Here is a 13,835-nt window from a genome sequence, read left to right on the forward strand (position 1 = left end):
ATGACTCCACAGCACCACGTCACTCCCGCCACCGACTGGTGGCGCAACGCGGTGATCTACCAGGTCTATCCGCGCAGCTTCGCCGACGGCAACGGCGACGGCATGGGGGACCTGGCGGGCATCCGCAGCCGGCTGCCGTACCTGCGCGACCTGGGCGTGGACGCCGTCTGGCTCAGCCCCTTCTACGCCTCCCCGCAGGCCGACGCCGGATACGACGTCGCCGACTACCGCACCATCGACCCGATGTTCGGCACCCTGCCCGACGCCGAGGCCGTGATCCACGAGGCCCACCGGCTGGATCTGCGCATCATCGTCGACCTGGTCCCCAACCACTGCTCCGACCAGCACGAATGGTTCCGCCGCGGGCTGGCCGAGGGCCCCGGCTCCACGGCCCGCGAGCGCTTCCACTTCCGCAAGGGACGCGGTGAGAACGGCGAAGAGCCGCCCAACGACTGGGAGTCCCTCTTCGGCGGCCCCGCCTGGACGCGGGTCCCCGACGGCGAGTGGTACCTCCACCTCTTCGCCCCCGAGCAGCCCGACTTCAACTGGGACCACCCCGCCGTCCACGACGAGTTCCGCTCCATCCTCCGCTTCTGGCTCGACCTGGGCGTCGACGGCTTCCGGGTCGATGTGGCCCACGGCCTGGTCAAGGCCCCCGGCCTGCCCGACATGGGCCGGGGCGAGCAGCTGAAGCTGCTCGGCAACCAACTCCTGCCGTTCTTCGACCAGGACGGCGTCCACGACATCTACCGCTCCTGGCGCACCGTCCTCGACGAGTACGCCGGGGACCGGATCGCGGTCGCCGAGGCCTGGACCCCCACCGCCGACCGGACCGCGCTCTACCTCCGCCCCGACGAACTCCACCAGGCCTTCAACTTCCATTACCTGAACACGGGGTGGGACGCGGCCGCCCTCCGCGAGGCGATCGACTCCTCCCTCGACGCCATGCGCCCGGTGGCGGCTCCCACCACCTGGGTGCTGTCCAACCACGACGTCGTACGCCACACCACCCGCCTCGGCGGCAGCCTGGACCGTGCCCGCGCCGCCACCCTGCTGATGCTGGCGCTGCCCGGCTCCGCCTACCTCTACCAGGGCGAGGAGCTGGGCCTGCCCGAGGTCACCGACCTGCCCGACGAGGTCCGCCAGGACCCGTCCTTCTTCCGGGCCACCGGACAGGAGGGTCTGCGCGACGGCTGCCGGGTCCCGATCCCGTGGAGCGGTGACCGGGCCCCCTTCGGCTTCGGCGACGGCGGCAGCTGGCTGCCGCAGCCCGACGACTGGGCCGCCCTCACCGTCGAGGCCCAGACCGGTGACCCCGCCTCCACCCTGGAGCTCTACCGCACCGCGCTGTCGCTGCGGCACACCCACCCCGGCCTCGGCGCGGGCGACGCGGTGGAGTGGCTGGACGCCCCTGACGGCGTCCTGGCCTTCCGCCGCCCCGGCGGCCTGGTCTGCACGGTCAACACGACCGAGGCCCCCGCCCAGCTGCCCGCCCCCGGCCGGATGCTGCTCGCCTCCAGCCAACTGGACGCATACGAGGGGGACTTCGAGCTGCCCGCCGACACCGCTGTCTGGTGGGAGGAGTGACCCTGTCCGACATCCATGCCACCCCCCGGCTCTCCGACATCGCCGCGCAGGCCCAGGTCAGCGAGGCGACCGCCAGCCGGGTCCTGAACGGCAAGGCGGGCGTGGCGGCGGGCACCCGGCAGCGGGTGCTCGCCGCGCTCGACGTGCTCGGCTACGAGCGTCCCGTACGGCTGCGGCGGCGCAGCGCCGGTCTGGTCGGGCTGGTCATCCCCGAGCTGACCAACCCGATCTTCCCGGCCTTCGCCCAGATCATCGAGCAGTCGCTGGCCGGCCACGGATACACCCCGGTGCTGTGCACCCAGATGCCGGGCGGCGCCACCGAGGACGAACTCGTCGAGCAGCTGGAGGAGCGCGGTGTCACCGGCATCGTGTTCCTGTCGGGGCTGCACGCGGACACCCGCGCCGACCCCGGCCGCTACGCCCGGCTGGCGGCCCGGGGCGTGCCGTACGTCCTCATCAACGGCTACCACCCGCAGATCGACGCGCCGTTCGTCTCACCCGACGACGGCGCGGCGGCCCGGATGGCGGTACGCCACCTGGCCGAGCTGGGGCACGAGCGGATCGGGCTGGCCGTCGGCCCGGCCCGCTATGTGCCCTCCCGCCGCAAGGCCGAGGGCTTTGCGGCGGCGCTGGCGGAGTGGGGGGGGGGGGGGGGGGGGGGGGGGGGGGGCGGGGGGGCGCCCCCCCCCCCCCCCCCGCGTCCAGCACACACTGTTCAGCGTCGAGGGCGGCCATGCGGCAGCCGCGGCACTGCTCGACGAGGGCTGCACCGGCGTCGTCTGCGGCAGCGATCTGATGGCGCTCGGCGTCGTCCGCGCGGCCCGCCAGCGCGGCCTGGACGTCCCGGGTGACGTCTCGGTCGTCGGCTTCGACGACTCCCAGCTGATCGCCTTCACCGACCCCCCGCTGACCACCGTGCGACAGCCGGTACAGGCCATGGCCTCGGCGGCCGTCGGCGCGCTCATCGAGGAGATCCACGAACGCGCCCAGGGCCGCCAGACCCCGCCGCAGCGCACCGAGTTCGTCTTCCGCCCGGAGCTGGTGGTGCGGGGGTCGACGGGGCCGGTGCGGCGGTGACCTCCGAGCCCGGCCTCGGGGCAGGCGGTCAGGCGCGCCGGGCGGCGTACGTGACGAATGCCGCCCAGGCGGCGGCCGGGACGGTGAGCTGGGGGCCGGCCTTGTCCTTGGAGTCGCGGATGTGGAGGGTGGTGGGGGAGGCGGCTACTTCGATGCAGCTGTCGCCTTCGGGGCCGCTGTAGCTGGACTTGCGCCAGGAGAGGGCCACTTCTACGCAGCTGTCACCCTCGGAGCCGCTGTAGCTGCTCTTGAACCAGGCCAGTTCATTGGTGCTCATAGCGCTCCTCGCATTCGCTTCAAAAGGCTCGTGGAGTCTTCGGGCGTGAGAGCCTGTGAGCGCATCCTGGCATACCGCTGAAGCAGAACGCTGACCTCTTTGCGTCCGGAGATCAGCTGTCCCGTCTTCTGGCCTTCGCTGTAGCCAAGCCACTGATTCTCAGGGGTCTCCAAGAGCTGCATCGGTCCGTCGAGGCCGGCGTGATGTGGCTGCTGAAGCGGCATGAGCTGCAACTCCACGTTCCACAGTGCGGAGCAGCGCAGCAGGTTGTCGATAAGGTCCTGGGTGACCTCGATGCCACCCGTGCGCCGCTCGATCAGCGCCTGTTCAACGATGAAGCTGAAGGCGATCGGCGGGCTGCGATGCAGCAGTTCCTGTCGCGCCAGCCGCGCGGAGACTCGCTCCTCGACCTGTTCCTCCTCCGGTGGCGGCGGGACGCTCAAGGTCACCGCCCGCGCATACGCCTTCGTCTGCAACAACCCTGGAACCACCCGGCATTCGTACGTACACAGGCTGGTCGCCCGCTCCTCCAGTTCCGCCCACTGCCGGAACCACGCCGCCAACCCCGGCCGCCGGGCCAGATTCCGGCCCGCCGCCCGCAGCACCCCGAACGCGTCCAGCGCCTCCTCCGCCCGCTCGATGAACTCCGGGGGCGGTAGCCGTCGCCCCTGCTCGATCGAGGCGACGGTCTGTGGTGAGAACCGCACCAGCGGCGCGAGTCCCTCCTGGGTCAGCCCCGCCCGCTCCCGGAAGACCTTGACCACGGCCCCGAAGGCCCTGAGGCTCTCCGTGGACTCAGGTTCCCCGCTGCCCGCACTGCCCGCCATATCCGGCTCCCTCCCGTGTGCCTTTCCGGCCTCCGCCAACCCGGCCATGCTCACGGTCCGTTACCCGTACTGTCCACCCTCCGCACTCGTACGCTGACCCTCCGTACGGGATCGAAGCCTGGTCAGGGCCCCAGGGAGACCGTCACCGTAGGGCGCATGCCAGCCCACATCACCCCTCGGACCCTCCAAGGGTCGGTCACCGTACGTATGTTCACGCAACGCTTCAGCGCCACCCCCCGCGGTGCCCGCCTCGCCCGCTATCTCGCCGTTCAGCAGCTCGATCTGTGGGGCTTCCCCAACGGCGGTGAGGTCTCCGACGCCGTCGCCCTGATCGTCGGTGAGCTGGCCGCGAACGCGGCTACCCATGGCCGCGTCCCCGGCCGGGACTTCGAGCTGCGGCTCACGAAACTGCCGGGCTCGGCCCGTCCCGGCACCCTGCGCATCGAGGTCGCCGACACCCGTACGGGAAGCGCCCGCCGGAGCCTGGCGCGCTCGTCTCCGCGCCGTCCGATGCCGAAGGCGGTCGTGGGCTGGTCCTCGTGGCCGCGCTCGCCGCTCGCTGGCAGGTCGTTGACCGGGGCCCGGTCGGCAAAGTGGTCCGAGCCGAACTGGACCTCTGGATGACTGATTCCAAGGGGTTTCGTGGTGATGGGCAGCCAGTGCCCGCATCGCGGGACTAAAGTCCTCGGTAACTGACCGGTTACCGGTGGTGGGCTCGGGGTGAAGGGGAGTGGAGTGAAAAAAATCGAGCTGGCCAGTGTGATCAGGGATCTGCGGGAGGAATTGGAGCAGGCGGTCGTCGCTGCGGAGGATGCGACGCTGCGCTTCGAGTTGGGGACGATCGAACTGGAGGTGTCGGTCGCTCTGGAGCGAACCGGGCACGCGGGGGCGAAGGTTCGGTTCTGGGTGGTGGAGTCCGGTGCCGACGCGACGGCGGGCGCCACCTCGACCCAGCGCATCACACTGGCCCTGCAGCCGACCCTCACCCGGTCGGGCAACCGGCCGTTCGTCTCCGGAACCGCTGGTAAAGACGAGCAATGAACCCCGCCGACAGCAGGGTGTCCGAACCCGACGGGCTTGACTTGCGCCGAGTGGTCCAGGTCGTCACCACGCAGCGGGCAGGCACGGGGCGGCGCGGGTCGGGCTACCGGGTGAGTGGTCAGATGGTGCTCACCGCCGCGCATGTGGTGAGTGACGCGGTGTCAGTGAAGCTGCGTTTCTTCACCGAGGACGGCGACACCACGGAGTTACCCGGCGAGCCGGTCTGGGCGGACGAGGCCATGGATATCGCGGTGCTCAAGATCGCGAGGGACGCGGACGCCGGCGCATTGTGCGCCGCCGAGATCTCGCCGGTGCGGTTCGCCGGGATCACGCAGTCCGTGGCATGCGAGGCGCTGGGATTTCCACGGTTCAGGCTGCGCCCCGATACTGCGTCGACGGACCGTGGCGGCCCCAAGTGGTACCGGGATTCTCACCACGCGCGCGGCACGACCACACCGTTGTCGCATCTGCGCGCGGGCAGCCTGGAGATCTCCGTGGAGCCTCCTGAGCACGATCCGGGCGGTTCCCCGTGGGAGGGGATGTCGGGGGCCGCGGTGTTGAGCAGCGGGTATGTGATCGGAGTGGTCAGCAAGCATCACGGCCCCGACGGGCTCGGCAGGTTCGAGGCAAGCCAGGTGAAACGCTGGTACCGCCTCAGTCCGGACCGGATCAACGCACTCAACGAGCTGATCGGCCTGCCGGCCGATGCCGGCCAACTCACGCAGCTCCCGCTCCCGTCACCTCCGCGGCCGCCGGAAACGCCGGAGCCGGAGGCGCAGGAGTCGGCCAGGAAACTCGCCCACGATGTGTACGAGCAATGGCATCGCGAGGGGCAGTGGCGGCGCGTTGGGGACCCGTTCCCGCTCGCCGTGCGCTTCGGGTGCACCGGCCGGAATGTGTTCGATCACTGGGCCAATATCCGCCAACTTCCGTCCGGGACGCACTCGGCGCCCCTCCCGCTGGACGGTCAGCTCGACCGGATCGTGGGAGTGTACGAGTCCATTCCGTCCCGTCGGCTGGTGGTGCTGGGGGAGGCCGGGTCGGGCAAGACGATCCTGACGCTGCGCTTCGTCCTCGACCGGCTGAGGGCCCGCGCCGCCGGCGACCGGGTACCGGTGATTTTCGGTCTGGGTTCCTGGGATCCGGCCACCACCTCACTCGATGACTGGCTGTGCGGCCAACTGGTACGCGACTACCCCTTCCTGGCAGCTCCCGCCGGGAACGGAGGAAATCTGGCCGGTCTCCTGCTCGACGAGGAGAGGATCCTTCCTGTTCTCGACGGCTTCGACGAGATCGCCGGCGGCCTGCACGGTGCGGCGCTGCGAGCGCTCAACCGCACCACCACGCCGCTGCTGCTCACCAGCCGGCCCGCGGAGTACGGCCGGGCCGTGGAGGAGAACGGCGTGCTCGCCGAAGCCGCCGTCATTGAGCTGGAAGACCTCATCGTGGAGGACTACGCCGACTACCTGCACCGGGGCAGCCGACCGGTCAGGGACAGCGGCGAGGACAGTTCCGCGTGGGAACCGGTCCTGGCCCGGCTGCGCGAAGAGCCGCGCAGTCCGGGCGCGGAGAACGTCGCCAAGGTGCTCGCCACCCCACTGATGGTCGGCCTGGCCCGCACGGTCTACAAAAGAAGCACGGCCGGGCACAAGCCCGCAGATCTTCTGGACACCGGGCAGTTCGCCTCCCCCGAAGCCCTGCAGGACCATCTCCTGGCAGCCTTCCTCCCCGCCGTCTACGACCCCACACCGACCGGCCGCGGCACCAGCCATCGCCGTCGCCGGCACCCCGAACGTGCCCAGCGCTATCTCGGCTACCTCGCCGCGCACCTGCAGGAGCTCGACACCCGCGACCTCGCCTGGTGGGAACTGGGCACCACCATGCGCCGTTCTTCGCGCATGGTGGTGGTCGGGTTCCTCGCCGCACTGGCCTTCGGAGTGACGACCGGGATCGGGAACCTGCCCGTGGACCTGGTCGCGACCGAGCAGGGGCTCGCGTTCGCGCTCGGCCGGGGGCTCCTGGTCGGGCTCCTGCACGGGCTCGTCGTCGGGCTGGTCTTCGGATGCGTGTACGGGTTCGTGTCCGGGGGCGCGCCACGTGAGCCGTCGCGCGTACGCATACAGATCTTCGCGACCAGGCAGACACGTGCCAAGGTCGTCCCCAGGTTCCTGCTGGGGCTCGGCTTCGGGCTCCCGGTCGCGCTCGTGCTGGTGCTCGTGGACCGGTTCGTGGTCGCTCCGCTGGGGTTCGACGACGGAGTGGACGGCGGGCCCGTGGGCGCGCTCCTGTTCCCGCTCGAGGTCGGGCTCGGGGCCGGGCTCGTGCTCGGCATCATGGCCTGGCTGGAAGCTCCCATCGACATCAGCTCCGCGGTCAGCGCCGCGGACCTGTTGAGCACCAACCGCAAGAACGTGGTCTTCCATATGCTCGTGTGGATGCTGGTTATCGGGCTTCCGGCCGGGCTCGGCCTCGGGTTCGTGTCCGAGCCTGTCGGCGGGCTCGTGCCCGGCCCGGTCCGCGGGCTCCTGGCCGGGCTCCTGTTCGGGACCGAGGCGGCGTTCGGGGGCGGGCTCGGGTACGGGCTGAGTTTCACCGCTTGGGGCCAGTGGGTGGCCCTGTCGCGTATGTGGCTGCCGCTGACCGGCCGGCTGCCCTGGGCAGTGATCGCTTTCCTGGACGACGCTCACCAGCGAGGTGTGTTGCGTCAGGCCGGCGCGGTCTACCAATTCCGCCACGCTCGACTTCAAGACCACCTGACCCAGGTTTCCCAGGCGCATCATCTCTCTCACCGATCGAGTGCGCAGGGAAAGGCGGACCCGGAACATCCCGGGAACCGTGCGCGACCGGAAAGGCGTCTTGATTCCGGTAACACCCGCCAGTCGCGTACCGATGAGACACACAGCGGAACAACTCACGGGGGTGTCAGATGACTGCCAGGCGCAGGATGGGAAGGCCAAGGGCGAGGACGGCCCTTGGGATGGTGACGGCATTAGGGGTCGCCGTCGGAATCGTGGGAGTTTCCGGAGCCGGAATCGCGGCCGCACAACCGACTTCGCGCACACTGAAGTACACATGCAAAGTCCCGGTGATCAAAAACCAGCCCTTCACGGTGAAGATCGACGCGAATATTCCGGAGTCGGTCCCGGTCGGCGAATCCAGCCGGAAATTCGCCATCGGTGCGCGGACGACGGTGGACGCGGACCTCACGGCGAAACTCGACCTGATCGGTGTGAAGACCGTTCAGGGCACGGTGGCCGCGAAGATCGGCGTGTCCGCGCCGCAAGGTGACAGCTTGGTCAGGGTGCCCCTCGGCATCACCAGGACCAGCATCCCGGCATCCGGTTCCTTTGACGTCACGGCGACCGGCGCCGCGCCCGCTCTCAGTTTCAGCCGGCCGGGCCACGGGCGGATCACCGCCGGCGACATCGCCCTGCACGTCGTCGGAAAGAAGGCGAGCGGCGAGGTTCTGGGCGAGGCCGACGTGCGGTGCAGGCTGGACGCCGGGCAAAAGAACGTCGTGGGGTCGTTCGAGATCACCGGGACCGGGACGGGGGCGACGACCGGCTCGACCACGTCCGGCACCTCGGGCACGACGGCCTCCGGCGCCACGTCCGAGGGGGCGTCATCCGCGGCCCACGGTAAGGCGACGGGTAAGGCGACGGGTGCCATCGCGGCCACCGGCCAGGACATCAGGGACCTGATTCTGCCGACCCTCGGCATTCTTGCCGCGGGCGTCGTCGCCTTCTGCTTCGGCTTGTGGCTGAAGAGCCGCCGCCGCGCCGCCGACAACGGCTGAGGAGACCGAGTTGCGGATCCCGGCGTTGGGATCCTGCCTCTCCCCGCCAGCTCGCCTCCGCGCACGCACGCCGGGGGCCTTGGCGCGCCGTCACCTCGCAGGTATGCGCCTGACGTGGCGGGTGGCGTCGGCCCACCGCGCGCCGGGCGCATGCGGCCCGGCGGCAACAAGCGGCTGCTGCGGCCGGCCCGCAAGGGCCGGCCGGCGCCGGTCCGACCGACCGGGCGCGTAGGACCCGCGCGAGGGCGGGCCTCCGGCCGGCCGGACCGGGGCTCGTCAGGGAACGTAACACCCTTGCAATGTCTTGCGTAAGGTCTTGCAACAACGGATTGCGGCGGCTAGAACGTCATCAGCATGGGCGCCGTCCCCCCACCGGTGCCGTTCAACGGCCTTCCGGGCACGGCGCGTTGCCGAGCAAGGTCACTCCACCCCCTCAGGAGGAACCGTGCTCCACCGGATCAGAAGCGCCGCGCGCAGACCCGCGGCTGCCGCACTCGCCCTCGTGGCGGGCGCGGCGGCCTTCCTGGCACCGCAGCCGGCGGCGGCCGCACCGCCCGGCGCCAAGGACGTCACCGCCGTCCTCTTCGAGTGGCGCTACGACTCGGTCGCCGCGGAATGCCGCAACACCCTGGGGCCCGCCGGTTACGGCTACGTCCAGGTGTCGCCGCCCCAGGAACACATCCAGGGCGCGCAGTGGTGGACCTCGTACCAGCCGGTCAGCTACAAGATCGCCGGACGGCTCGGCGACCGTACGGCCTTTGCGGACATGGTCGCCGCCTGCCACGGCGCGGGGGTCAGGGTCGTCACCGACACCGTCATCAATCACATGACGTCCGGATCCGGCACGGGCACGGGCGGATCCGCGTACACCAAGTACGACTACCCGGGCACCTACTCGGTCTTCGACTTCGACGACTGCACGGCCCCCGTCTCGAACTACGCCGACCGCTGGAACGTGCAGCACTGCGAACTCGTCGGCCTCGCCGACCTCGACACGGGCGAACCGTACGTCCGCGGCCGGATCGCCGCCTACCTCAACGATCTGCTGTCCCTGGGCGTCGACGGCTTCCGCATCGATGCCGCCAAGCACATCCCGGCCGACGACCTCGCCGACATCAAGAGCAGGCTGAGCGATCCGCAGGTCTACTGGAAGCAGGAAGCCATCTACGGCGCGGGCGAGGCCGTCTCCCCGGCCGAGTACCAGGCCACCGGTGACGTACAGGAATTCCGCTATGCCCGTGACCTCAAGCGGGTGTTCAACGACGAGAACCTCGCGTATCTGAAGAACTACGGCGAGGGCTGGGGGTACCTGCCGAGCGCCGAGGCCGCCGTCTTCGTCGACAATCACGACACCGAGCGCGGCGGCGACACCCTCAGCTACCAGGACGGCGCCGGCTACACCCTGGCCCATGTCTTCATGCTGGCCTGGCCCTACGGCTCACCGGACATCCACTCGGGCTACGAGTTCACCGACCGGGACGCCGGGCCGCCCAACGGGGGGAAGGTGAACGCCTGCTGGCAGGACGGCTGGAAGTGCCAGCACAAGTGGCCCGAGATCGCGAGCATGGTCGCCTTCCGCAATGCCGTCCGCGGCGGCGCCGTCACCCACTGGTGGGACAACGGCGCCGACGCCATCGCCTTCGGCCGCGGCGCCAACGGCTTCGTGGTGATCAACCATGAGACCACCGCACTCAGCCGCACCTTCCAGACCTCGCTGCCGGCCGGTGGCTACTGCGACGTGCAGAGCGGCCGGGCGGTGACGGTGGACGGCTCGGGCCGCTTCACCGCGACGCTGAGCCCGAACACCGCACTGGCCCTGCACACGGGGGCACGCACGGGCTGCTCCTGACCCGGCCGCGGGCCGGCCGTCTGCTGCCCGCCGCTCCGCACACGGGGCGCGCATGCCCGCGCGCCCCGTATCCCCACCACCCGTACGACCTCCGAAGGAGCCTCTTCGTGAACGGCCCCCTCCGCCGTACCGTCGCCGCCGTGGCCATGGTCCTGTGCGCCGCCGCCCTTCCCGCCGCATCCGCCGCGACCGCCGGCCCGGCCGACGCCCGGGCGCAGTGGATCGACCGGGACACCGTCGTCTGGAAGGGCGCGGAACACACCGCGTCCCAGCTGGAGTTCGGGACACACGGCAAGCACATCCGGCTCAGGCCCGGCAGCCTCAGCCCGTCCGAACGCCTCGCCTATCCGCATCTGACGGGCTACCCGGCCTTCACCGTCGACCCCCGCGACCGGGGCCTGGCCCCCGCCGCCCTGCGCGGCAGACTCCTCGCCAGTCAGCGCACCGCCGACGGAGGGCGCACCACCACGGGCGTACAGATACCCGGCGTCCTGGACGACCTCTACGGTGCCCGTGCCCGGCACGCCGCACTCGGCCCGGTCTTCCACCACGGCCGTCCCACCCTCTCCGTGTGGGCGCCCACCGCCCGTACCGTCGCCCTCGAACTCGACGGCCGTACGGTCCCGATGCGGCGCGATGACAGCACCGGCATCTGGCGCGTCCAGGGCGCGCACGACTGGGCCGGAAAGCCGTACCGCTACCGCGTCACCGTCTGGGCGCCCACCGTCGGCAAGACCGTCACCAACAAGGTCACCGATCCCTACTCCACCGCCCTGACCGCGGACTCGGCCCGCAGCCTGGTCACCGACCTAGACGACCCGCAGCTCGCCCCGGCCGGCTGGTCACGGCTGACGAAGCCCGCCGCGGTGCCGCTGCGCCGCGCCCGCATCCAGGAGCTGCAGATCCGCGACTTCTCCGTCGAGGACCGCACCTCCCGCCACCCCGGGAGCTACCTCGCCTTCACCGACCGGCACTCGGACGGCATGCGGCACCTGACCTCGCTCGCCCGGTCCGGCACGTCCTACGTCCATCTGCTGCCGGCCTTCGACTTCGCCACCACACCCGAGCGGCGCGCCGACCAGGCTCGTCCCGGCTGCGACCTGGCCTCGTACGCCCCCGACTCCGACCGTCAGCAGGAGTGCACCGGCAAGACGGCCGCCCGCGACGCCTACAACTGGGGCTACGACCCGCTCCACTACACCGTCCCGGAAGGGTCCTACGCCTCCGACCCCGGCCCTGCTTCCGAAGACTCATCACCGAGCAGGGGCGGAGTGAAGCGGAGCGGCGCGGCCCGCACCGTCGAGTTCCGCCGCATGGTCCAGGGTCTCAACGGCGCCGGGCTGCGCACCGTCATGGACGTCGTCTACAACCACACCGCCGCGAGCGGCCAGGACCCGCACTCCGTCCTGGACCGCATCGTCCCCGGCTACTACCAGCGCCTCATGGACGACGGCAGCGTCGCCACCTCCACCTGCTGTTCGGGCACCGCCCCCGAACACACCATGATGGGCAAGCTCGTCGTCGACTCCGTCGTCACCTGGGCCAAGGAGTACAAGGTCGACGGCTTCCGCTTCGACCTCATGGGCCACCACCCCAAGGCGAATATCCTCGCCGTCCGCAAGGCGCTGGACGCGCTGACGCCGCGCAAGGACGGGGTGGACGGCAAGGCGGTCCTCCTGTACGGCGAGGGCTGGAACTTCGGCGAGGCGGGGAACGACGCCCGCTTCGTCCAGGCCACCCAGCAGAACATGGCCGGGACCGGCATCGCGACCTTCAGCGACCGGGCCCGGGACGCGGTACGCGGCGGCAGCCCCTTCGACGGCGACCCCCGCATCCAGGGATTCGCCTCGGGCCTGTACACCGACCCCAACTCCTCGAAGGAGAACGGGACTCCGGCCGAACAACGCGCCCGGCTCCTCCACTACCAGGACCTCATCAAGGTCGGCCTCACCGGCAACCTCGCCGGCTACACCTTCACCGACACCACCGGCCACCGGGTCAAGGGCTCCGGCGTCGACTACAACGGCGCCCCGGCCGGCTACGCCGCCGCCCCCGGTGACGCCCTCGCCTACGCCGACGCCCACGACAACGAAACGCTCTACGACGCCCTCGCCTACAAACTCCCGCAGCGCACCGGCGCCGCCGACCGCTCCCGTATGCAGGTGCTCGCGCTGGCCACCGCCACCCTCTCCCAGGGACCGGCGCTCTCCCAGGCGGGCTCCGACCTGCTGCGCTCCAAGTCCCTGGACCGCAACTCCTTCGACAGCGGCGACTGGTTCAACGCCCTGCACTGGAACTGCGCCGACGGCAACGGCTTCGGCCGCGGACTGCCCCCGGCCGCCGACAACAAGGACAAGTGGCCCTACGGCAAGCCCCTGCTGGCCGACCCCGCGCTCCGCCCCGGCTGCGACGCGATCCACCACACCTCCGCCGCCTACCGCGACCTGCTCCGTATCCACGCCACCGAACCGGCCTTCGGCCTGTCCACCACCGCCGCCGTACAGAAGGCGCTCTCCTTCCCGCTGTCCGGGAAGGACGAGACCCCCGGCGTGATCACGATGCGGCTCGGCAACCTCGTCGTCGTCCTCAACGCCACCCCGGACCCCCGGCACCAGACCGTCCGCGCTCTCGCGGGCGAGCCCTACGCCCTGCACCCCGTCCAGGCCCACGGCGCGGACCGGACCACCGCGACCGCGTCCTACGCACGCTCCTCGGGCACCTTCACCGTCCCGGCCCGCACCGTCGCGGTCTTCCGCCGGGGCTGAGGCCCGGCTCAGGCTCCCAGCCGCTTTTCGAGGAGGGTGACGGCGTACCGGCTGCCGCCGCCGCCCTCCTTGAAGGGCTGCTCCCCGACGACCGTGTAACCGGCGCCCTCGTAATAGGTGCGCAGCCGCGGGTTGGCGGCGATGCAGTCCAGCCGCGACCACGCCCGCCCCGCCCCGGCTATCCGCCGCTCGGCATGGGCCAGCATCGCCCGTCCGGTCCCGGCCGGAGCCCGCTCGTGGTCCACCATCAGCCGGTGCACATAGCCCGCCTCCGGCGGCTGCGGCCCCCACGCGGGCTCGTCCCGCCACCACAGTTCGAAGGCACCCACCCGCCGCCCGGCAACCTCCGCAAGCCAGACCTCACCGTCCTTCCGCCGCAGCCGGAAGTGCTCCTCGTCCTTCCCACCGGGCTTCCACTGGTCGATGCCGGACTCCTCTGTCGTCCCACGTTGTCGGCCGTCCCGCCGCGGTTCGTCCCACCGTTGCGCCTGGCGGCGGGCGGGGTCCGCTGCGCGGGGCTGTCGGGTGCCGGTGACGGGCCGGAGCGGGGGGGGGGGGGGGGGGGGGGGGGGTTTGGGGGCCACCCCCCCCCCCCCCCCCCCCCCCCCCCCCGGGG

The 13,835-nt window shown here is 71.1% G+C and carries 11 protein-coding genes and 1 pseudogene; 9 read left to right on the forward strand and 3 right to left on the reverse strand.

Translation table 11 applies throughout. The features are described 5' to 3' along the window. The 3 genes from ACGFWI_RS24685 to ACGFWI_RS24695 are packed head-to-tail and all read left to right on the forward strand — an operon-like array spanning nt 1 to nt 2,664. Nucleotides 1-1,587 (forward strand): glycoside hydrolase family 13 protein, encoded by a 1,587-nt coding sequence (locus ACGFWI_RS24685; RefSeq protein WP_393908180.1) that lies wholly within the window; start codon nt 1-3, stop codon nt 1,585-1,587. After that, nucleotides 1,572-2,438 carry a LacI family DNA-binding transcriptional regulator gene (locus ACGFWI_RS24690; RefSeq protein WP_393908195.1) on the forward strand — a complete coding sequence of 289 codons (867 nt, stop codon included), beginning with the start codon at nt 1,572-1,574 and terminating at the stop codon, nt 2,436-2,438. Before ACGFWI_RS24685 ends, ACGFWI_RS24690 begins: the two co-directional genes overlap by 16 nt. After that, nucleotides 2,338-2,664 (forward strand): substrate-binding domain-containing protein, encoded by a 327-nt coding sequence (locus tag ACGFWI_RS24695; RefSeq protein ID WP_393908196.1) that lies wholly within the window; start codon nt 2,338-2,340, stop codon nt 2,662-2,664. Before ACGFWI_RS24690 ends, ACGFWI_RS24695 begins: the two co-directional genes overlap by 101 nt. 28 nt (nt 2,665-2,692) lie before the next feature. Here ACGFWI_RS24695 and ACGFWI_RS24700 read toward each other — a convergent pair whose 3' ends face one another. After that, a complete protein-coding gene (locus ACGFWI_RS24700) occupies nt 2,693-2,941 on the reverse strand; it encodes a DUF397 domain-containing protein (protein WP_393908181.1) in 249 nt (82 codons plus the stop codon). Beyond that, on the reverse strand, nt 2,938-3,768 hold the full coding sequence (locus tag ACGFWI_RS24705) for a helix-turn-helix domain-containing protein (RefSeq protein ID WP_393908182.1): 831 nt from the start codon (nt 3,766-3,768) through the stop codon (nt 2,938-2,940). The genes ACGFWI_RS24700 and ACGFWI_RS24705 overlap by 4 nt, the downstream gene beginning before the upstream one ends. A gap of 207 nt (nt 3,769-3,975) precedes the next feature. On the opposite strand from ACGFWI_RS24705, the pseudogene ACGFWI_RS24710 reads away from it, so the two are divergent. The 6 genes and pseudogenes from ACGFWI_RS24710 (at nt 3,976) to pulA (ending at nt 13,219) form a co-directional block, all read left to right on the forward strand. After that, nucleotides 3,976-4,448, forward strand: a pseudogene (locus tag ACGFWI_RS24710) (ATP-binding protein). Nucleotides 4,449-4,503: 55 nt separating this feature from the next. Further along, nucleotides 4,504-4,809 carry a trypco2 family protein gene (locus ACGFWI_RS24715; protein ID WP_393908183.1) on the forward strand — a complete coding sequence of 102 codons (306 nt, stop codon included), beginning with the start codon at nt 4,504-4,506 and terminating at the stop codon, nt 4,807-4,809. Next, a complete protein-coding gene (locus ACGFWI_RS24720) occupies nt 4,806-7,739 on the forward strand; it encodes a trypsin-like peptidase domain-containing protein (protein WP_393908184.1) in 2,934 nt (977 codons plus the stop codon). The genes ACGFWI_RS24715 and ACGFWI_RS24720 overlap by 4 nt, the downstream gene beginning before the upstream one ends. Before the next feature lie 47 nt (nt 7,740-7,786). Continuing rightward, on the forward strand, nt 7,787-8,605 hold the full coding sequence (locus tag ACGFWI_RS24725) for a DUF6801 domain-containing protein (protein ID WP_393908185.1): 819 nt from the start codon (nt 7,787-7,789) through the stop codon (nt 8,603-8,605). A gap of 445 nt (nt 8,606-9,050) precedes the next feature. Next, nucleotides 9,051-10,454, forward strand: a complete 1,404-nt coding sequence (locus ACGFWI_RS24730; protein ID WP_393908186.1) for an alpha-amylase family protein — start codon at nt 9,051-9,053, stop codon at nt 10,452-10,454. A gap of 107 nt (nt 10,455-10,561) precedes the next feature. Continuing rightward, nucleotides 10,562-13,219 (forward strand): pullulanase-type alpha-1,6-glucosidase, encoded by a 2,658-nt coding sequence (gene pulA / locus ACGFWI_RS24735; protein ID WP_393908187.1) that lies wholly within the window; start codon nt 10,562-10,564, stop codon nt 13,217-13,219. Between the two features lie 8 nt (nt 13,220-13,227). Here pulA and ACGFWI_RS24740 read toward each other — a convergent pair whose 3' ends face one another. After that, on the reverse strand, nt 13,228-13,803 hold the full coding sequence (locus tag ACGFWI_RS24740) for a GNAT family N-acetyltransferase (RefSeq protein WP_393908188.1): 576 nt from the start codon (nt 13,801-13,803) through the stop codon (nt 13,228-13,230). Between the last annotated feature and the right edge of the window lie 32 nt (nt 13,804-13,835).

Origin of the sequence: Streptomyces sp. NPDC048434, from assembly GCF_043200375.1 — a bacterium.
Classification (GTDB): domain Bacteria; phylum Actinomycetota; class Actinomycetes; order Streptomycetales; family Streptomycetaceae; genus Streptomyces.

Bases quoted from the DNA above. Each gene is read 5' to 3' on its own strand.
- ACGFWI_RS24725 (WP_393908185.1), top strand. From the start codon at position 7,787: ATGGTGACGGCATTAGGGGTCGCCGTCGGAATCGTGGGAGTTTCCGGA.
- ACGFWI_RS24700 (WP_393908181.1), bottom strand. From the start codon at position 2,941: ATGAGCACCAATGAACTGGCCTGGTTCAAGAGCAGCTACAGCGGCTCC.
- ACGFWI_RS24705 (WP_393908182.1), bottom strand. From the start codon at position 3,768: ATGGCGGGCAGTGCGGGCAGCGGGGAACCTGAGTCCACGGAGAGCCTC.
- ACGFWI_RS24720 (WP_393908184.1), top strand. From the start codon at position 4,806: ATGAACCCCGCCGACAGCAGGGTGTCCGAACCCGACGGGCTTGACTTG.
- ACGFWI_RS24685 (WP_393908180.1), top strand. From the start codon at position 1: ATGACTCCACAGCACCACGTCACTCCCGCCACCGACTGGTGGCGCAAC.